At 60.9% G+C, this 19,735-nt stretch carries 17 protein-coding genes and 2 pseudogenes; 12 read left to right on the top strand and 7 right to left on the bottom strand.

What is annotated here, in order from left to right; translation table 11 throughout:
• Nucleotides 1-27: 27 nt before the first annotated feature.
• Nucleotides 28-1,314 (bottom strand): OprD family porin, encoded by a 1,287-nt coding sequence (locus BFP96_RS07830; protein WP_065892667.1) that lies wholly within the window; start codon nucleotides 1,312-1,314, stop codon nucleotides 28-30.
• A gap of 408 nt (nucleotides 1,315-1,722) precedes the next feature.
• Between BFP96_RS07830 and BFP96_RS07825 the strand changes: the two genes are divergently transcribed.
• Nucleotides 1,723-3,810 carry a TonB-dependent receptor gene (locus tag BFP96_RS07825; RefSeq protein ID WP_065935979.1) on the top strand — a complete coding sequence of 696 codons (2,088 nt, stop codon included), beginning with the start codon at nucleotides 1,723-1,725 and terminating at the stop codon, nucleotides 3,808-3,810.
• A 26-nt stretch (nucleotides 3,811-3,836) separates the two neighbouring features.
• Here BFP96_RS07825 and BFP96_RS07820 read toward each other — a convergent pair whose 3' ends face one another.
• From BFP96_RS07820 to BFP96_RS31155, 3 genes and pseudogenes are all read right to left on the bottom strand, one after another.
• Complete coding sequence (locus tag BFP96_RS07820; protein WP_065892665.1) at nucleotides 3,837-4,052, bottom strand: hypothetical protein; 216 nt, start codon at nucleotides 4,050-4,052, stop codon at nucleotides 3,837-3,839.
• A 235-nt stretch (nucleotides 4,053-4,287) separates the two neighbouring features.
• Nucleotides 4,288-5,394 carry an agmatine deiminase gene (aguA, locus tag BFP96_RS07815; RefSeq protein ID WP_057725458.1) on the bottom strand — a complete coding sequence of 369 codons (1,107 nt, stop codon included), beginning with the start codon at nucleotides 5,392-5,394 and terminating at the stop codon, nucleotides 4,288-4,290.
• 133 nt (nucleotides 5,395-5,527) lie between these two features.
• Nucleotides 5,528-5,712, bottom strand: a pseudogene (locus BFP96_RS31155) (hypothetical protein); the annotation flags it as partial.
• A gap of 151 nt (nucleotides 5,713-5,863) precedes the next feature.
• On the opposite strand from BFP96_RS31155, the gene rfbB reads away from it, so the two are divergent.
• From rfbB to BFP96_RS07775, 7 genes are read left to right on the top strand one after another with little or no spacing between them, the layout of a single operon-like run.
• Nucleotides 5,864-6,946, top strand: a complete 1,083-nt coding sequence (gene rfbB / locus BFP96_RS07805; protein ID WP_065935977.1) for a dTDP-glucose 4,6-dehydratase — start codon at nucleotides 5,864-5,866, stop codon at nucleotides 6,944-6,946.
• Nucleotides 6,943-7,818: a glucose-1-phosphate thymidylyltransferase RfbA gene (gene rfbA, locus BFP96_RS07800; RefSeq protein WP_065935976.1), complete on the top strand. Its 876-nt coding sequence runs from the start codon at nucleotides 6,943-6,945 to the stop codon at nucleotides 7,816-7,818. Before rfbB ends, rfbA begins: the two co-directional genes overlap by 4 nt.
• Nucleotides 7,815-8,360 (top strand): dTDP-4-dehydrorhamnose 3,5-epimerase, encoded by a 546-nt coding sequence (rfbC, locus tag BFP96_RS07795; protein ID WP_065935975.1) that lies wholly within the window; start codon nucleotides 7,815-7,817, stop codon nucleotides 8,358-8,360. Before rfbA ends, rfbC begins: the two co-directional genes overlap by 4 nt.
• Nucleotides 8,357-9,238 carry a dTDP-4-dehydrorhamnose reductase gene (gene rfbD, locus BFP96_RS07790; RefSeq protein WP_065935974.1) on the top strand — a complete coding sequence of 294 codons (882 nt, stop codon included), beginning with the start codon at nucleotides 8,357-8,359 and terminating at the stop codon, nucleotides 9,236-9,238. Before rfbC ends, rfbD begins: the two co-directional genes overlap by 4 nt.
• 36 nt (nucleotides 9,239-9,274) lie before the next feature.
• Nucleotides 9,275-11,083, top strand: coding sequence for a sensor histidine kinase (locus BFP96_RS07785; RefSeq protein ID WP_065935973.1), 1,809 nt, complete (start codon nucleotides 9,275-9,277; stop codon nucleotides 11,081-11,083).
• The gene (locus tag BFP96_RS07780) at nucleotides 11,080-12,465 is read left to right on the top strand and encodes a sigma-54-dependent transcriptional regulator (RefSeq protein WP_065935972.1); all 1,386 of its coding nucleotides are present in this window, start codon (nucleotides 11,080-11,082) and stop codon (nucleotides 12,463-12,465) included. Before BFP96_RS07785 ends, BFP96_RS07780 begins: the two co-directional genes overlap by 4 nt.
• A 26-nt stretch (nucleotides 12,466-12,491) precedes the next feature.
• Nucleotides 12,492-12,947 carry a thioesterase domain-containing protein gene (locus BFP96_RS07775; protein ID WP_065935971.1) on the top strand — a complete coding sequence of 152 codons (456 nt, stop codon included), beginning with the start codon at nucleotides 12,492-12,494 and terminating at the stop codon, nucleotides 12,945-12,947.
• Nucleotides 12,948-13,073: 126 nt separating this feature from the next.
• Here the strand turns inward: BFP96_RS07775 and cysQ are convergent, their stop codons facing one another.
• The gene (gene cysQ, locus BFP96_RS07770; RefSeq protein ID WP_065892661.1) at nucleotides 13,074-13,910 is read right to left on the bottom strand and encodes a 3'(2'),5'-bisphosphate nucleotidase CysQ; all 837 of its coding nucleotides are present in this window, start codon (nucleotides 13,908-13,910) and stop codon (nucleotides 13,074-13,076) included.
• Nucleotides 13,907-14,473, bottom strand: coding sequence for an ADP compounds hydrolase NudE (nudE, locus tag BFP96_RS07765; protein WP_065883206.1), 567 nt, complete (start codon nucleotides 14,471-14,473; stop codon nucleotides 13,907-13,909). The genes cysQ and nudE overlap by 4 nt, the downstream gene beginning before the upstream one ends.
• Before the next feature lie 87 nt (nucleotides 14,474-14,560).
• Here nudE and yrfG point away from each other — a divergent pair, with 87 nt between their 5' ends.
• The gene (gene yrfG, locus BFP96_RS07760) at nucleotides 14,561-15,223 is read left to right on the top strand and encodes a GMP/IMP nucleotidase (RefSeq protein WP_065935970.1); all 663 of its coding nucleotides are present in this window, start codon (nucleotides 14,561-14,563) and stop codon (nucleotides 15,221-15,223) included.
• A gap of 169 nt (nucleotides 15,224-15,392) precedes the next feature.
• On the opposite strand, the gene lysM is transcribed toward yrfG, so the two are convergent.
• A complete protein-coding gene (gene lysM, locus BFP96_RS07755) occupies nucleotides 15,393-15,833 on the bottom strand; it encodes a peptidoglycan-binding protein LysM (protein ID WP_065892659.1) in 441 nt (146 codons plus the stop codon).
• Nucleotides 15,834-16,029: 196 nt separating this feature from the next.
• Between lysM and fdhD the strand changes: the two genes are divergently transcribed.
• The 3 genes and pseudogenes from fdhD to BFP96_RS07740 form a co-directional block, all read left to right on the top strand.
• On the top strand, nucleotides 16,030-16,869 hold the full coding sequence (gene fdhD, locus BFP96_RS07750; RefSeq protein WP_065892658.1) for a formate dehydrogenase accessory sulfurtransferase FdhD: 840 nt from the start codon (nucleotides 16,030-16,032) through the stop codon (nucleotides 16,867-16,869).
• Nucleotides 16,866-19,214: an FdhF/YdeP family oxidoreductase gene (locus BFP96_RS07745; RefSeq protein ID WP_065935969.1), complete on the top strand. Its 2,349-nt coding sequence runs from the start codon at nucleotides 16,866-16,868 to the stop codon at nucleotides 19,212-19,214. Before fdhD ends, BFP96_RS07745 begins: the two co-directional genes overlap by 4 nt.
• Nucleotides 19,215-19,543: 329 nt before the next feature.
• Nucleotides 19,544-19,735 (top strand): annotated as a pseudogene (locus tag BFP96_RS07740) (hypothetical protein); the annotation flags it as partial.

Raw genomic sequence — 19,735 nt, 5'->3', positions numbered from 1 at the left:
CTGGCATCAGGCACGACGTGCAATCAATCAGAAAACATTTATCGGGTAGTCGGCGAACAGGCGCAGCTCGTTGCCGCCTACGTTGTAGTTGCTGGCGTTGTTGGAAACGCGCAACCACGAGGCACGCGCACGCAGGCTCAGGTCTTTGGCCGGGCCGCTCTGGACCACGTACTTGAACTGGTTCCAGATTTCACGCTCGGTGCCGTCGCCACGGCCGGTGCCGTCGTCGATGTTGGTACCGCGCACATAGGCAACGTTGTAGGTCAGGCCCGGAACACCGAAGGTGGTGAAGTCGATGCCGTAGCCGGCCTGCCAGGAGCGCTCGTCCTTGCCGTTGAAGTCGGACCAGTAGGAGTTGGCCAGCAGGATGGTATTGCCGCCATCGCCGATGCCGCCGGCGTTGCGGTAGCCGCCGTACAGGTAGCCGGTGTCGCCGGTGCTGCGCTGGTGAGCGACGGTGAAGCTGTGCGGGCCAACAGCCCAGGTAGCGCCCAGGCTCCAGATTTTGTTATCGCGTGCGTCCGCATCACCTTGGTTTTCCAGGGCGAAGCTGCGGTCCAGCTTGGTTTTGTAGCCGTTGAAGTCAAAGGTCAGCGACTGTTTCTCTGGCAGCGCCAGCACGTAGTTGACGTTGACGTATTGCTTCTTCAGCACGTCCTGCATATCGGAGGCATACAAGGCAGCCGACAGGCTTTCGGTGAATTTATAGCTGCCACCGATGTAGTTGATGCTCTTCAGGCGGCCACTGTCGCTGCCTTCGGCGCTCTTGCGGGCTTCCTTGGTGAAGTGACCGGCGTCCAGTTGCAGGCCGGCGATTTCCTTGGAAACGATCGAGGTGCCCTCGTAGGTTTCCGACAACAGGCGCGAGTTGTCGTACTGCAGGACCGGCACGGCTGGCATCTGCTGACCGTATTTGATCACGGTGTTGGAAATGCGCGCCTTGACGGCTGCGCCGCCTTTGGCCAGGTCGTTGGCCGCTTCGCCGCTGTCGCCTTGCTTGAAGAAGTCGATACCGCCGGCGCCGCTGCGACCTTTACCGCCGTCCAGACGGATGGCGTATTGGCCGATCACGTCCACACCCACCCCTACCGTGCCCTGGGTGAAACCGGACTCGAACTTGCCGATGAAGCCCTGGCCCCACTCGGCTTTGTCCTGCTTGCCGTTTTTGTAGTCACGGCTGATGTAGGCGTTGCGTGCTGCGATGTTCAGGTGGCTGTCTTCGACGAAACCCTTGGATTGCTCCTGGTCGTTCGCCATGGCTGTCGATGCGCTCAAAATCCCCAGAGCGATCAGACTCATCCGTTGCTTCAACATGTTCTTATATTCCTTATTACTGGTTGAGTACGCGCTATGACACCAGGCCCCTATCATTTTCCGGTGTCGACTTTCTCCAAAAAAAACAAGGCCCGCGGACGACTGAACTGCCGCGGGCCTTTTCTTATTGGATGAGTCATGGCTGTCAGCCACAGGCGTTGGGCGCAATCCTATGCGCGCGTTGAACTATGTGTCAATTTCGTGAAGCACCTGTATTTAGGCTAAATAATTCTAAGCACAGACCTATTGCGCTTGGGTAACCGTCCAAAAATCCCAACAGCCCCTGCAAAAAAACACACTAAGTAACAAATTAACCGACGATACGTTTGGGAATAGATCCCGCAAGCAAATGCAAAGCATTACCATTTGCGCGCTTTCTCATCCCTGACAATTCGGACACTTTTTCCCATGCCTGCCCCTCGCCTGACGCCCGTTCTTCTTGGGCTTTCTGCTGTGCTGTCTGCCGGTTTTGCCTGTGCTACCACAGTGTTGCCTGCCACCTCGATCAGCGCGGAACTCGACGAAGACGACCCACGCATCAAGCAAAGCACCACTGCCACGCGCACCGCGACCGCCGTGCGTTACGTGCCCCAGGCGATTGATTCGGTGAAAACCGACAGCCTGCGCGCCTATGGCACCCACGATCTGGGCCAGGCGTTGAGCGGTATCCCCAACGTCAGCAGCGGCGCCGACACGCGCTTCGACAGCCTGCGTATCCGCGGTTTCGATGCGAGCAATGACTTTTACCTGGACGGCATCCGCGACGACAGCCAATACGTGCGTGACCTGCACAACATCGAGCGTATCGACGTGCTGAAGGGCCCGGCAGCGGTGCTTTACGGGCGCGGCGGCCAGGGCGGGATCGTCAACCGTGTGAGCAAACTGCCAAGTCCCGGCCGCGCATCCAGCTTAGAAGCCCAGGGCGGCAGCAACGATTTGCGCAGCCTGTACGCCGACCTGAGTACCGACCCCAGCGATAACATCAGCCTGCGCCTGAACATGGGCAACCAGGACAACAACAGCTTTCGCGATGGCGTCAGTGGCAACCGCCAGTTGTTCGCGCCGTCGATGAGCTGGCAACTCACGCCCGAGCTGAACTGGCTGGTGCAATACGAATACAGCCGCTACAACCGCACGCCGGACCGCGGCATTCCTGGCGTCAATGGGCGTCCTGCGGATGTGAGCCGCAGCACTACCTATTTCTCCAGCGGCGATTACATCGATGACACATCCCAGTCCCTGCGCTCCAAACTGGCCTATGAGCTCAACGACAACTGGCAACTGCGCCACACCCTGGGCGTGTTCAAGCTCGACAGCGATTTCGACAACACCTACCAGACCGGCTACGACGCGAGAACCAACACCGTCAGCCGCCAGCACTGGCAGCAGGACCTGACCACCCGCAACGTGTTCAACAACCTTGAACTGGAAGGGGGTTTCGAGACCTTCGGGCTGGAGCACCGCCTGCTTACCGGGATTGAACTGGGCAGCCAGCGCCGCGACCCGAAACTGTACACGGCCACCGCGCCCAATCGGGGCGGCCAGGCTGTACCGAGCCTGAATCTGCACCAACCCAACCGTCACCTCAGCCATACCGGGCGCATGAGCGTTTCGAGCGACAACCACACTGAAGTCGAAAGCCGCGCCCTGTACGTGCAAGATCAACTGCGTTTGAACGATCAGTGGCAACTGTTGGGCGGGCTGCGTTATGACCGCTTCGAAGTCGACACCACCAACAAGCTGCTCAACACTCAACAGGACGTGAAAAGCCACAGCACCAGCCCCCGCGTCGGCCTGGTGTGGACGCCGCTGGAGCATCACTCCTTCTATGCTTCGTGGAGCAAGACGTTCTCGCCGGCAGGCGGCGGTTTGATCGGCATCACGCCGAACGCCGCCGGCAGCGTCAATGATCTCAGCCCCGAGCTGACCAAACAGAAGGAAATCGGGGTAAAAAGCGATTGGCTTGACGACCGCTTGAGCACCACCCTGGCGGTGTACGAGCTTGAACTCTACAACCGCCGCACCAGCGACCCGCTAGACCGCACCATTACCCTGCTGACAGGCAAGCAACGTTCGCGCGGCATCGAGCTGACCGCCACCGGCAAGCTCGTCGGCCATTGGTATGTGCGCGGCGGCATCGGCCTGCAGGATGCCAAGGTCGAGGAGGACAACAACGGTTTCGAAGGCAAGCGCATCAGCGACGTGGCCAAGCGCAATGCCAGCGTGTTCATCACCTGGAAACCGGAGATGGGCTGGTACGCGGAAACCGGCCTGACCCTGGTCGGTGACCGTTATGCCGACAACCTCAACACGGTGGTATTACCCGGTTATGGCCGCTGGGACGCGCTGGCCGGGTTCCGCCAGAAAGAATGGGACGTGAGGGCTGCGCTGAACAATATCGCCGACAAACGCTATTACGCCTCGGCCACCAGCGTCGCGCAGATTCAGCCGGGGGAGCCGCGTAGCGTGGTGGTGACAGGCACCTACAGCTTCTAAAGTTTCTCGCGCGATGTGGCAGCTGTTCAGTGACTCATCAGCTCGCACAACACCTGCACCTCATCCTCCGTGAACAAACCCGCCGGGTAGCGTTCGCTCATCACGCTGCGCAAGTCAGGCTGTTGCCTGACTTGCCTCGAGCCGTTTTCCCTCAACCAGAGCCCCAGCGCGTGGATGGCATCGCCATCGACCCGCACCGGGTGGAACGTGCGCATGTAGATCGGGTTGATTTCGGCATTCATTTCAGCGCTCTCTCCTGCTGCGTGAGCGGCTAACGTACTCAAGGTATGTGACAGAACAACGCGGTCTTGACCTGAGTCCCTGTCGCCTCTCTGCGATACAAGAGCTATGCCAATGTCCCGTATTCACGGGTATTGAGAAGCAAAAAAGCCCGCGACCTTGCAGGGCCACGGGCTTGCCTGGAACACCGCTATCTCGCGGTGCTCACTCGCCATCAAGGCACTGTTACAACTGCACTCAATTTCTCTGCGGGGCGGGCTGCTGCTGGGTCAGGCAGTGTATGTTGCCGCCCCCCAGTAACAGTTCGCGGCCCGGCACCATCACTACTTCGTGTTGCGGGAACAGGTTCTGCAGGATCTGCTTGGCCTGGTGGTCCAGCGGGTCGTCGAAGCTCGGCGCGATGATGCCGCCGTTGACGATCAGGAAGTTTACGTAGGAGCCGGCCAAGCGCACGCTCGGATTACGTTCCTGGCTCCCGTCCACCGGATCGACACCGGCACATTCTTCCTCGGTAGCGTACAGCGGCCCTGGAATCGGCATCTTGTGCACCGTGAACGAGCGGCCCTGGGCGTCAGTGCTGCTTTGCAGTACGTCCATGGCGGCATGGCAGCGCGCGTAGTTCGGGTCTTGCGGGTCGTCGGTCCAGGCCAGCAGCACTTCACCGGGGCGCACGTAGCAGCAGAAGTTATCCACATGGCCGTCGGTTTCGTCGTTGAACAGGCCATCCGGCAACCAGATGATCTTATCCACAGCCAGGTTGGCGCTGAGTACCGCTTCAATGGCTGCGCGATCCAGGTGCGGATTGCGGTTGCGGTTCAACAGGCACTCTTCGGTGGTGATCAGGGTGCCTTCGCCGTCGACGTGAATGGAACCGCCCTCCAGTACGAAGCCTTCGGTGCGGTAACGTGAGGCGCGCTCGATCTCGAGAATCTTGCCGCCCACTTGTGAGTCGCGGTTCCACGGCGCATACAAACCGCCGTCAAACCCGCCCCAGGCGTTGAAATCCCAGTTCACACCGCGCACTTCGCCGCTGTCGTTGATCACGAATGTCGGGCCGGTGTCCCGCACCCACGCGTCGTCGCTGGACATCTCCACCACGCGGATATTCGGCACGTCGAGGCGGCTGCGGGCGTTTTCGTACTGGCCGGCGGAAACCGCGACGGTCACCGGTTCGAACCGTGCGATGGCCTTGGCCACGGCCACGTGGGCCGCCTGCGCCGGCTTGCCGCCCAGGCGCCAGTTGTCCGGGCGCTCGGGCCAGATCATCCAGGTCTGGGTTTGTGGCGCCCATTCGGCGGGCATATGAAAGCCATCGGCGCGAGGCGTGCTGTGCAAGGTAGTCATGACGATGAAGGCTCCGAATGGGGTGAAAGCCGACTTTATAACGGATAAATATCGGCTTTAGTAGCTTAAAAATATGGAATTTTATAAAAACAATCGCATTCAGCCGATAACAATCGATTTTTACAACTGTCACCCGGCAAATTTTCAGAACGAAGCCCCTCAGGGCACTGTCAATGTTGAAGTTAAGGTCTTGCTGACTGCACAGAGATCGCAATGTGCCACTCAGGCCGTAACAGTGCTCAAGCAGATAGCTGCCTGCTCAAGGCTCAACCAGAAGCACGGCAGGCTGGCATGGTGGATCAATGTGGCGAGCAACATTGTGACGACCTCGGTTTTATCAGACGTCTATATCGCCATTGTTCGGGGGCGTTAATCAACCCCTCCTGCTCGCCGCGCTTGCGCTCGTCCGATTCACAACTCAAGCTATGCTTCTTTCGCTTAATGTCCGTCTAAGGAAAAGGCCCTCGACATGCGTATTCTCATCACCGGCGGTGCCGGATTTATTGGCTCGGCCCTGATCCGGCATCTGATCCAGCACACTGAGCACGAAGTGCTCAACCTGGACAAGCTCACCTACGCCGGCAACCTTGAGTCGCTGGCCAGCATCGCGGCAAACAGCCGCTACGAGTTCGTCCAGGCCGATATCATCGACCAGGCCACCGTCAGCGCCGTCCTGGCGCGCTTTGAGCCAGACGCGATCATGCACCTGGCGGCCGAGTCCCATGTGGACCGTTCCATCGACGGCCCGTCGGATTTTATCCAGACCAACATCGTCGGCACCTACAGCCTGCTCGAAGCCACCCGTGCCTATTGGCAGAAGCTGGCTGAACCGGCCAAAAGCGCGTTCCGTTTCCACCACATCTCCACCGATGAGGTGTACGGCGACCTGCACGGCGTGGACGATCTCTTCACCGAAACCACGCCTTACGCCCCCAGCTCGCCGTACTCGGCCAGCAAGGCAGCCTCCGACCATCTGGTCCGCGCCTGGCAGCGTACCTACGGCCTGCCGGTGCTGTTGACCAACTGCTCGAACAACTACGGGCCGTTCCACTTCCCTGAAAAACTGATCCCACTGGTGATTCTCAACGCCCTCGCGGGCAAGCCGCTGCCGGTGTATGGCGATGGTCTGCAAGTGCGCGACTGGCTGTTCGTCGAGGATCACGCCCGTGCGCTGCTCAAGGTGGTGACGACTGGGGTGGTTGGCGAGACCTACAACATCGGCGGCCACAACGAACAGAAGAATATCGACGTCGTACGCGGCATCTGCGCCCTGTTGGAAGAGCTGGCGCCACAGCGTCCGGCCGGCGTGGAAAAATTCACCGACCTGATCACTTTCGTCAAGGATCGTCCGGGCCACGACCAACGCTACGCGATCGACGCCAGCAAAATCGAGCGCGAACTGGGCTGGGTTCCGGAAGAAACCTTTGAGACCGGACTGCGCAAGACCGTGCAGTGGTACCTCGATAACCTGGAATGGTGCCGCAGGGTCCAGGATGGCAGCTATCAAGGTGAACGACTTGGCAATACTGACGTGAAGGATCTGATCGCATGATGAAGGGAATTGTATTGGCCGGCGGTTCCGGCACCCGTTTGCACCCCATTACCCTGGGCGTGTCCAAACAACTGTTGCCGGTGTACGACAAGCCGATGATTTACTACCCGATCTCGGTGCTGATGCTGGCGGGGATCAAGGACATCCTGGTGATTTCCACGCCGGTGGACCTGCCGCAATACCGCAACCTTTTGGGTGACGGCAGCCAGTTCGGCGTGCGTTTCAGCTATGCGGAACAGCCTTCGCCCGATGGTTTGGCCCAGGCGTTTATCATCGGCGAAGAATTCATTGGCGATGATCCTGTGTGCTTGATCCTGGGAGACAACATCTTCCACGGCCAGCATTTTGGCGATCAACTGCGCTCTGCGGCCGAACGCCCTTCAGGCGCTACCGTATTCGGTTACTGGGTCAAAGACCCTGAACGTTTCGGTGTAATTGACTTCGATAGCGAAGGCTGTGCCCTGTCCATCGAAGAAAAACCGGCTAAACCGAAGTCCCACTACGCGGTGACCGGCCTGTACTTCTACGATAACGACGTGATCAAGATCGCCAAGGCGGTCAAGCCTTCGCCACGTGGAGAGCTGGAGATCACCGACGTTAACAACGCTTACCTCAAGCGTGGCGATCTGCACGTTGAACGCTTCGGCCGTGGCTTTGCCTGGCTCGACACCGGCACCCATGACAGCCTGTTGGAAGCCTCGACCTACGTTCAGACCATCGAGCACCGCCAAGGCTTGAAAGTGGCGTGCCTGGAAGAGATCGCCTATGAAAACGGCTGGATCGACCGTGATTATCTGCTGGAGCGTGCCAAGTACTTTGGCAAGACAGGCTACGGTCAGTACCTGTATATGCTCGCTGGAAACATTAAATGAACGTGATCGCCACTGAGCTGCCCGGTGTATTAATCATCGAGCCGAAAGTTTTTGGCGATGAGCGCGGTTTTTTTTATGAGAGTTTTAATGCCCGCGCGTTTGAAAAAGCCAGCGGGTTACAGCTGCAGTTTGTGCAGGATAATCACTCGCGCTCGCAAAAAGGCGTACTCAGAGGTCTTCACTACCAGGTAGAACACGCCCAGGGGAAACTGGTGCGTGTCACTGCCGGCGAAGTGCTCGACGTGGCGGTGGATATCCGCCGCCGCTCGCCACATTTCGGCAAATGGGCGAGCGTGCGCCTATCGGCAGAAAATAACCGCCAGTTGTGGATTCCACCAGGGTTTGCCCACGGATTCGTCGTGTTGAGCGCCTCCGCCGAATTCCTCTACAAGACCACGGATTACTATGTTCCGTCTGCGGAACGTTGCATCCGTTGGGATGACCCGGATCTCAACATCGATTGGCAGCTCAATAGCATACCGACACTGTCCGCCAAGGATCAAAACGGTAAAACCCTGAAAGACGCGGATCTATTCCTGTGACAGCGCCCCTGAAAATCCTCATCACCGGCCAACACGGCCAAGTCTCCCAAGAGCTGCAACGGCGGCTTGAGGGCCTGGGCGAACTTATCGTCCTGGGCAGCAAGCAACTTGACCTGGCAGATGTAGACCTTATCCGCCAGCAAGTGCGCGTCCATCGCCCAGACCTGATCATCAACGCCGCCGCCCACACTGCGGTCGATCAGGCCGAAAGCGAGCCGGACGCAGCTTTCGCCATCAACGCCATCGCTCCCGGCATTCTCGCCGAAGAAGCCAAGGCGTTGGGTATCCCGCTGATTCATTACTCCACCGACTACGTGTTCGACGGCAGCAAACCTGCCCCGTACACCGAAAACGACACGCCCAACCCACTGGGTGTGTACGGCCAGAGCAAACTGGCGGGTGAACAGGCGATTGCGGCTGTAGGTGGCAAGTACCTGATTCTGCGCACCAGTTGGGTGTATTCCAGCCACGGCAAGAACTTCCTGCTGACCATGCAGCGCCTGCTGCAGGAAAAACCGCAGATGCGCATCGTCGCCGACCAGATCGGCGCGCCGACGTGGGCCGGGACTATCGCCGACAGTACGCGCGCACTGATCGAGCGCTGGCAAGCCGGTGACGCCGGCGAGTGGGGCGTTTATCACCTGACTGCCCAGGGTGAAACCTCATGGTTCGGCTTTGCCGAGGCGATTGGCGAGCAACTGCGTGCCGAAGGCAAACCCTGTGCCGAGCTGGAAGCGATCCCGTCCAGCGCCTATCCAACACCCGCCAGGCGCCCGCTGAACTCACGCCTCGATTGCAGCCGCCTGCAGCAGCAATGGCACGTCAGCCAGCCGCAATGGCAGGACGCATTGCACGAGTGTCTTGCCAGGCAGCACTAGGCATAATGCGCCTGTACCCACAGGCGCATGATCCCCATGACCCCACCTCTTCCACGAAGACCCCGCTGGCGCAGCCTGGCCCTGTTGGCGTTGTGCCTGGCGCCGCTGCTATGGCCGCTGGAACACCTGGCCGAGCGCTACTACCGCAGCGAACTGGCCGGGCAGAACCGTCAGACCCTGGACCTGTACGTCGCCAACCTGTTGGGCACCCTGCATCGCTATGAAGTGCTGCCGCAGATCCTCGGTGACCTGCCGGCCCTGCGCACCGCGCTGGATGCGCCGCAGATCAGCACCAACCTGGTCAATGCCAACGTGCTGCTCAAGGATGTCGCCGCCCAGGCCGGGGTGGAGGTGATGTACCTGATGGACACCACCGGCAAGACCCTCGCCGCGTCCAACTGGGATAAGCAAGACAGCTTTGTAGGGCGCAATTTTTCCTTTCGCCCCTATTTCAGCGAAGCCATGGCCGGGCGCCTGGGGCGTTTTTTCGGGCTGGGCACCACCTCGGCCAAGCGCGGCTATTTCTTCGCCGCCGCCGTGCGCGATGATGAGAAAATCATCGGTGTGCTGGTGGTCAAGGTCGACCTGGACCACACCGAGAGCCTGTGGGGCAATACCCCGGAACAACTGCTGGTGACCGACCACAATGGCGTGGTGATCCTCACCTCGCGCCCGCAATGGCGGTTCCGCGCCACACGCCCGCTGACCGACGAAGAACGCCAGGCCATTATTGCCATCCAGCCTTACCCGACCCGTGATCCGCAGCCACTGAACCTCAGCAGCAGCGCCTGGCTGCGTCAATCCACCGCCATCGCCGAAACCGGCTGGAACGTGGAAATCCTCGCCCCACAGTCGCTGATCAACCGCCCGGTGCGCACCGTAGTGGCCGTCGGCGGCGCGACATTGCTGGTGCTGATGCTGCTGCTCGGCTTGATGATGCAGCGCCGTCGCCATTATCTGGAGCGCATCGCCTTCGAAGCCAAGGCCCGCCGCGAGCTGGAAATGCGCGTGGCCGAGCGGACCAGCGACCTGGAGGGCCTGAATCGGCGCCTGAAACAGGAAGTGCTGGAGCGCGAACACGCCCAGCAGGAACTGGTACGCGCCCAGGACGACCTGGTACAGGCCGGTAAACTCTCGGCGCTGGGCACCATGTCGGCCAGCATCAGCCATGAACTGAACCAACCCCTGGCGGCGATTCGCAGCTACGCGGAAAACGCTGAAGTGCTGCTCGACCATGAACGCACCGCCGATGCCCGCGGTAACCTCAAGTTGATCAGCGAACTGACCGGGCGCATGGCGTCGATCATCGCGCACTTGCGCGCGTTCGCCCGCCGCGACCGCCACGCGCCGGAAAGCGTGGCGTTGCAACCGGCGCTGGACGATGCGCTGGCGTTGCTGGGCAAGCGGCGGCGCTCAATGGAGGTGGAATTGATCCGCGACCTGCCCGAGGCGACCTTATGGGTACAGGCCGGTGAAACCCGTCTGCGCCAGGTGCTGGGCAACCTGCTGGCCAACGCCCTCGACGCCCTCACCGAAAAAGGCCCGCCGCGCAAACTCTGGCTGAGTGCCCAAACCACCGACCAGGGCGTCAACCTGTACATCCGCGACAACGGCCCGGGCTTTTGCATGGAAGCCCTGGGCCGCGCCAGCGAGCCGTTCTACACCACCAAGACACGCACCCAGGGCCTGGGCCTTGGCCTGGCCATCTGTGAAACCCTGATGCGTGCGTTCGGCGGCGAGCTGCTGTTCGCCAACCGCAAGGAAGGCGGCGCGCTGTTAACCTTGAAATTGCGCGCCGGCTCGCCGGGCGTCAGTGTGCAACCGTCCGAGGACCGCAGTGTATGAGTATCGATAACCAGATTCAGGTGGTGCTGATCGACGACGATCCCCATTTGCGTCAGGCGCTATGCCAGACCCTGGACCTCGCCGGGCTGAAAGTGCTGACCCTGGGCGAAGCCAGCGGCCTTACCGCGCGCCTGTCGCGGGACTGGCAGGGCGTGGTGGTCAGCGATATCCGCATGCCCGGCATGGACGGCCTGGAGCTGCTCGCCGAACTGCACGGCCAGGACCCGGACCTGCCGGTGCTGCTGATCACCGGCCACGGCGACGTGCCGCTGGCGGTGCAGGCCATGCGCGCCGGCGCCTACGACTTCCTTGAAAAACCCTTCGCCAGCGACGCGTTGCTCGACAGCGTACGCCGCGCCCTGGCCTTGCGCCGCCTGGTGCTGGACAACCGCAGCCTGCGCCTGGCCCTCAGCGATCGGCAGCAACTGAGCACGCGCCTGGTCGGGTATTCGCCGCAGATGCTGCGCCTGCGCGAGCAAATCGGTGCGCTGGCGGCGACCAAGGCCGATGTGCTGATCCTCGGCGAAACCGGCGCCGGCAAAGAAGTCGTCGCCCGGGCCTTGCACGATCTTTCGAACCGGCGCAGCGGCCCGTTCGTGGCGATCAACGCCGGGGCACTGGCCGAGTCGGTGGTGGAAAGCGAACTGTTCGGCCATGAACCCGGCGCGTTTACCGGCGCGCAGAAGCGCCGTATCGGCAAGTTCGAATTCGCCAACGGCGGCACGCTGTTTCTCGATGAAATCGAAAGCATGAGCCTGGACGTGCAGGTCAAGCTGCTGCGCCTGCTGCAGGAGCGGGTGGTCGAGCGCCTGGGCGGCAACCAGTTGATCCCGCTGGACATCCGCATCATCGCCGCCACCAAGGAAGACCTGCGCCAGGCCGCCGACCAGGGCCGCTTCCGCGCCGACTTGTATTACCGTCTCAACGTCGCGCCGCTGCGCATTCCACCGCTGCGCGAACGTGGCGAAGACGCGCTGATGCTGTTCCAGCACTTCGCCGACGAAGCCAGCAGCCGCCACGGCCTGCCGCTGCACGAGCTGCAACCGGGGCAACGCGCCCTGCTGTTGCGCCACAGTTGGCCGGGCAATGTGCGCGAACTGCAAAACGCCGCCGAACGCTTCGCCCTGGGCCTGGAACTGGCCCTGGACAGTACGCCGGACGATCCGTCCACCAGCACCCTGACCTCCACGCCTGGCGGTTTGAGCGAGCAAGTCGAACAATTCGAAAAAAGCCTGATCGCCGCCGAACTGACCCGCCCCCACAGCTCCCTGCGCAGCCTCGCCGAAGCCCTCGGCGTGCCACGCAAGACCCTGCACGACAAATTGCGCAAACACGGCCTGAACTTCGCCGACAGCGCCCACCACAGCGCAGACGACGAATGACCCCGTCCACCCACCAAGAGGCCGCCATGAGCCGCGACAGCCGTTACCTGGAATCCATCCTCCATCACGACATCCCCCTCACTCGGGAAATGGGGCTCAAGGTGCTCGACTGGCAACACCACCAGCTGCAACTGCATCTGCCCTTGCAAGCCAATATCAACCACAAGAGCACCATGTTTGGCGGCAGCCTCTATTGCGGCGCCGTCCTGGCAGGCTGGGGTTGGTTGCACCTGAGACTGCGCGAAGACGGCATCGAAGACGGGCACATCGTGATTCAGGAAGGACAGATCAGTTATCCGTTGCCGGTGACGCAGGATGCGACGGTGATTTGCACGGCGCCGGAGGAGAAGGTGTGGAAGCGCTTCGTGGCGACCTACAAACGCCATGGCCGGGCGCGGTTGGCGCTGGACACATGGATTGTGAATGAAGGCCGCGAAGACCGCGCAGTAACCTTCACCGGCCAGTACGTCCTGCACCGCTAGCCGCCATTATCCAAAGCAAATGTGGGAGGGGGCTTGCCCCCGATAGCAGTGTGTCAGACAACCCGCTTCTGACTGTTACACCGCAATCGGGGGCAAGCCCCCTCCCACATTTTGTTTTGCTGTGACTTAAGACCTGGCCAGGCTCAACAAGCGTTCACGCCATGCCGCCTTGGCCGGCAACGCCAGAAAGAACGGGTTCAGCAACGATTCCCGCGCCGGGTAGCTGAACGGCTTGCCGTTCAACTCCAGTACCGCGCCCCCCGCCCCTTCCAACACACCTTGCGCCGCCGCGGTATCCCACTGCGACGTCGGCGCCAGGCGCGGATAACAATCGGCACTGCCTTCGGCCAACAGGCAGAACTTCAACGAACTGCCGATATTCGCCAGTTTCAGCTCGCCCAAACCCTGGCTCAACCCCTCCAGCAAACGCTCCTGCTCCGGGCTGGTATGCCGGCGGCTGGCAACCACAGTAAAGGCTTCACCCGCAGCCGGCGTCTGGCGCACCTGGATCTGCCTGGGCGCGGCATTTACATCCGAGCGCCAGGCTCCCAGGCCCGCGCCGCCGAAGTAGCAACGACCGCTGGTGGGCATCGAGACCACGCCGAACACCACACGGCCCTGCTCGATCAAGGCGATATTGACCGTGAACTCTTCACTGCCGCTGATGAATTCCTTGGTGCCGTCCAGCGGGTCCACCAGCCACCAGCGCTGCCAGCCGGCGCGCACGCTCTGGTCGATATCGGCGTCTTCTTCGGACAGCACCGGAATGCTCGGGTCCAGCGCCGTGAGACCCGCGAGAATCAGATGATGCGCGGCGAGGTCGGCGGCCGTCACCGGCGAATCATCCGCCTTGGCGGTCACCGCCACATCGGCACGCCAGTACGGCAGGATGGCTTCACCGGCCTGGCGCGCCAGTTCAATGACCGGCGCGATAAACGGATGGCCCAGAAACAATTCGCTCATAAGGTAAACACCCCACGCTGGGTCAGCAGGTCTCGTACCAGATACAGCGCGGCCAGCGCCCGGCCCTCGCTGAACTGCTCGTTCTGCGCCAGTGCCGACAGCTCACGCAGGTTGACCCGCTCCACGCGCATAGGCTCAGGTTCATCGCCTTCCAGGCGCTCTTCGTACAGATCAGTGGCGAGCACCACTTGGATTTTCTGGCTCATATAGCCGGGCGACAGCGACAGCTCGGTGATATGTTCCAACTGGCGCGCGCCATAGCCGGCCTCTTCCTTGAGTTCGCGGTCCGCCGCCGCCAGCACATCCTCGCCGGGCTCGATCAAGCCCTTGGGCAAGGACAGCTCATATTCATCGGTGCCGCCGCAGTACTCTTCCACCAGCAATGCGTGGTCTTCGTCGATCATCGCCACGATCATCACCGCGCCATAACCCGCACCACGGCCCACCAGACGTTCGTAGGTGCGCTCAACGCCATTGGAAAAGCGCAATTGCACTTCCTCCACGCGGAACAAACGGCTACTGGCGACTATTTCGCGGGCGAGGACGGTGGGTTTCTGGCGCATAAACGGCTCCTTGGCGTGATCGGGTTACTATACCGTGGCTTTTCCGATTGTCTGTGTCGGATATCTTTACTTACATGAGAACGCCCCATGCCCTCTTTGCCCTGGCACGCCATCGACACTGTCCTGCTGGACATGGACGGCACCTTGCTCGACCTGCATTACGACAACCACTTCTGGATGGAGCACCTGCCGCAACGCTACGCCGAGCTGCACGGCGTGAGCCTGGCCATGGCGCAAATGGAATTGCAGCCGCTGTTCGAGCGTAACGCCGGACAGTTGCAATGGTATTGCCTGGATTTCTGGAGCGCAGAACTTGCAATCCCCGTGCGCGAACTCAAGCTGGAAACCGCCCACCTGATTGCCCTGCGCCCGGACGCCGATACTTTTCTGGCAGCGATCAAACAGGCCGGCAAGCGCGTGATCATGATCACCAACGCCCATCGCGATTCGTTGTCCTTGAAGTTGGAGCGCATCGAGTTGGCGCCGTACTTCGAACAACTGATCAGCTCCCACGATTACGGTTTTCCCAAGGAGAACCCGCAGTTCTGGGCAGCGCTGCAAGCAGACATCGACTTCGACCCGGCCCGGAGCCTGTTTATCGACGACACCTTGCCGATTCTGCGCAGTGCCAGGGATTTCGGGGTGGGCCATTTGCTGGCAGTCAAAGAGCCCGACAGCAAAAAGGGGCCAAAGGACACTGCAGAGTTTGCAGCCGTCGGGAATTATCGAGAACTTATTACCGGGCTGTGAGCGAGTGTGGGAGGGGGACACGCCCTAATACCAATCTGTAGGAGCGAACTTGCTCGCGAAAAACGTCAACGATAACGCGTATTTCCTGCATAAACGCGGTGCCTGTGAGTTTTTCGCGAGCAAGCTCGCTCCTGCAAAAAGGGCGAGCTTCCTCGTTTTATCCTGCGTATTACTCAGGGATACGCAGGGTCTGGCCTGGGTAGATTTTGTCCGGGTGCGACAACATGGGCTTGTTGGCCTCGAAAATCTTGTTGTACTGATTGGCGTTGCCGTACACCGTCAGGGAAATCGCGCTGAGGGTGTCGCCTTTTTTCACAACCACGAAACGCGCAGCGGTAACCGCCGGGCCGGAGACGGTGATCTTGTCTTCGACACTGCCGACACCTGCGATATTACCGGCCGCCAGGATGATTTTTTCTTTCTCTTCCTGAGTTGCGACTTCGCCCGTCACCGTGACTTTGTCACCCTCAACGGTGGCCTGCACATTCGGATTTCCAAGGCCAACCTTGGAGATGTGGTCCTTCAACTGCTCACTGGCGTTGGCATTACCCGGCGTCAGCAGATCAATCAATTTCTCGCCTGCTTCCTTAACAAAACTGAAAATACTCATGGTGCGCTCTCCTTGGGTTTAAGTACCTGATGCCCAAGACTAGACCAGTCCCAAAGAGCTGGGTTCCGGGTCACTCCCTGACTAAAAAACGAACCTTGATCGACGCCATCTATCAATACATCAATACTGGCGATTAGACGCGACCCTTTGTCGCGCCTAGTCTGAACACTGATCAATCCGCCGGTGGTATTGCCCCATGAACGCCAAGCGCCCCACCTGCGCGGCGCCCGCCCTCGAAACGCCAGCGCCCGCCGCCAGCCAGAGCTATCAGTACAGCAATCTGGAACACACCGACGTCGGCAGCACTGCGCTGGCCGAAGAAGTGGCGTTGGCGATTGCCTACAACGATATCAGCCAGGCCGTCATGCTGGTGACGCCGACCGACCTTGAGGATTTTATCGTCGGTTTCAGCCTTGGCAGCGGCATCATCCGCGACGTTAGCGACATATACGATCTGAAGCTCAGTGGTTCGGGTTCCGCCCAGTATGCTCAGGTACAGATTTCCAGCCGTGCATTTTGGAACCTCAAGCAACAGCGTCGCCAATTGGCCGGTACCAGCGGCTGCGGCCTGTGCGGTGTCGAAGCGGTGGAGCAGGCCTTGCCCGACCTTCAGGTGCTGCCCGGCGCGCCCTTGCCACCGGCCGAATGGCTCGATGGCCTGCGCCAGCGCATCGGTGCATTCCAGCCGCTGGGCCAACACAGCGGCGCGGTGCATGCGGCGGTGTTCATGAACGACCAGGGCGAATTGCTGATGGGCCGCGAAGACATCGGCCGGCATAACGCCCTGGACAAACTGATTGGCGCCTTGATTCGCCAAAAGATTCCGACCGACGGCGGGCTGGCGATTGTCACCAGCCGCTGCAGCCTCGAATTGATCCAGAAAGTCCTGCGCGCGGGCATCCAGACCCTGGTCAGCCTGTCGTCGCCCACCGGCCTGGCCCTGCAATGGGCGCGCCGGCATAACCTCAATCTCATCCACCTGCCGCAGAAAAGCGCGCCGCGGGTCTACAGCCCTGCGATGGAGTACCAGCCATGAGCCTTCACCACCAAGCCGACCAGACCCCAACCCCACGCTATAAGCCCTATAAAGGCCCGGCCGGCGGCTGGGGTGCGTTGATCAGCGTGGCGCAAGCCTGGCTGACCAGCGACAACGCGCTGAAAAACCTGCGCATGATGCTCAAGACCAACCAGAACGGCGGCTTCGACTGCCCGGGCTGTGCCTGGGGCGACTCGCCGGAAAGCGGCATGGTCAAGTTCTGCGAGAACGGCGCCAAGGCCGTCAACTGGGAAGCCACCAAGCGCCGCGTGGACGCGGCGTTCTTCGCCAAGCACAGCGTTACCGCGCTGCTGGAACAAAGCGATTACTGGCTGGAATATCAAGGCCGTCTCACCGAGCCCATGCGCTACAACGCCGAGACCGACCGCTACCAGCCCATCAGTTGGGAAGCCGCGTTCGACCTGGTCGGCAAGCACCTCAATGCCCTGCCCAGCCCGGACATGGCCGAGTTCTACACCTCGGGCCGCGCCAGCAATGAAGCCGCCTACCTGTATCAGCTGTTCGTGCGCGCCTACGGCACCAACAACTTCCCGGACTGCTCGAACATGTGCCACGAAGCCAGCGGCGTCGCCCTGGCACAGAGTGTGGGCGTGGGCAAAGGCACCGTGACCTTTGATGACTTCGAACACGCCGACGCGATTTTCGTCTGGGGCCAGAACCCCGGCACCAACCACCCGCGCATGCTCGAGCCACTGCGCGAAGCGGTGAAACGCGGCGCCCAGGTGGTGTGTATCAACCCCCTGAAAGAACGTGGCCTGGAACGCTTCCAGCACCCGCAACATCCGCTGGAAATGCTCACCAACGGCGACAAGCCGACCAACACAGCCTATTTCCGCCCGGCCCTGGGCGGCGACATGGCCATTCTGCGCGGCATGGCCAAGTTCCTGCTGCTGTGGGAGCGCCAGGCCCTGGCCGAAGGCAAGGAAGCCGTGTTCGATCATGACTTCCTCAACGAACACACCGTTAACGTCCTGGACTATCTGGGTCAGATCGATGACACCTCATGGGAGGAAATCGTCGAGCAGTCCGGCCTGACACTGGTGGAGATCGAGCAAGCCGCGCGCATGTATGCCAAAGGCAAGAACGTGATCATGTGCTGGGCGATGGGCATTACCCAGCACCGTCACTCGGTGCCGACCATCCAGGAAATCGCCAACCTGATGCTGCTGCGCGGCAACATTGGCCGTCCAGGCGCTGGCCTGTGCCCGGTGCGTGGCCACAGCAACGTGCAGGGTGACCGCACCATGGGCATCAACGAGCGCCCACCGGCGGCGTTCCTCGACTCACTGGAGCGCCGCTTCCAGTTCCAGGTGCCGCGTACCAATGGGCACAACGTGGTCGAAGCCATCCACGCGATGCTCGAGGGCCGCGCCAAGGTGTTTATCGGCCTGGGCGGCAACTTTGCCCAGGCGACGCCCGACAGTACCCGCACCTTCGAGGCATTGCGCAACTGCGACCTGACCGTGCAGATCAGCACCAAGCTCAACCGCAGCCACCTGATGCACGGTAAAGACGCCCTGATCCTGCCCTGCCTGGGCCGTACCGACATCGACATTCAGGCCGACGGCCCGCAAGCGGTGACGGTGGAAGACTCGTTCAGCATGGTCCACGGCTCCAATGGCCAGCTGCAGCCGCTGTCGAAACTGATGAAATCGGAGCCTGCGATCCTGGCCGGCATCGCCGCCGCGACCCTGGGCAGCAAGCCTGTGGACTGGAACTGGTTGGTCGCCGACTACGGCCGCATCCGCGACCTGATCGCCGATACCATTCCAGGCTTCAAGGACTTCAACGAGAAGATCAAACACCCCGGCGGCTTCTATCTGGGCAATTCCGCCGGCGCACGCCGCTGGAACACCCCATCGGGCCGCGCCAACTTCCGGCCGAACATCCTGCCCAAGGACCTGATTCATGAGCGCACCCACGCCACAGGGCGGGTGCCGGACCTGATCATGCAGTCGATGCGCTCCCACGATCAGTACAACACCACTATCTATGGCCTGGACGACCGTTATCGCGGGGTCAAAGGGCAGCGGGATGTGCTGTTCGTCAACGAAGCCGACATCATCCGCCTGGGCTTCAAGCCAGGGCAGAAGGCAGACATCATCTCGTTGTGGGAAGACGGCCGTGAACGCCGTGTGAAAGGCTTTACCCTGCTGGCGTTCGATATCCCGGCCGGGCAGGCGGCGGCTTACTATCCGGAAGTGAACCCGCTGGTGCCGTTGGAAAGCACGGGAGAGGGCAGCCATACGCCAACGTCGAAGTTTGTCGCGATTCGTTTGGAAGCGGCGAGTGACACAGGCTTGATCATGGCGCGCTCGGCCTGACTTGCCCTAATGCCAGTCAGTTAAGCGTAGACCGCCCTCTGTAGGCGCCCCCCTCGCTCCTACAAAAAGCCTTAACTGACAGGCATTGGGGCTAGCCCCGCGAAGAGGCCAGCATTTTCAGCGCACATTTTACAGGCACAAAAAAGGCCGCTTTTACCTAAAAGCGGCCGTTCCGAAGTAACTAAAGACCCGTAAAAACAATTTAAGTTCCCTATACAAAACAGTAACTTAACACATTGTATACAACTTCTGCCGCCGGTCGGATTTCGATTGTCAGCGTCTCGATACAACCTCAGGATCGCGCCGTCATCCCCTTGAGGTTTCCCTGAATGAAGTTCTCCTCGATTCTCTTGTTGTCCCTTGGCCTGGTCAGTGGCGCAGCCATGGCCGGCGGCACCACCGAAGCCGGTGTAGGCGGCGCATTGGGCGGGGTTCTAGGCTCGGTTGTCGGCCAGCAGTTGGGCGGCAACACCGGTTCGGCCATTGGCGCGGCGCTGGGTGGCGCGGGCGGTAGTGCGGTC

The sequence above is a fragment of the Pseudomonas sp. 34 E 7 genome (assembly GCF_900005715.1).
Taxonomy (GTDB): Bacteria; Pseudomonadota; Gammaproteobacteria; order Pseudomonadales; family Pseudomonadaceae; genus Aquipseudomonas; species Aquipseudomonas orientalis_A.
Note: the sequence above shows the minus strand (reverse complement) of the source record. Positions and strands in the feature narration are given on the sequence as shown.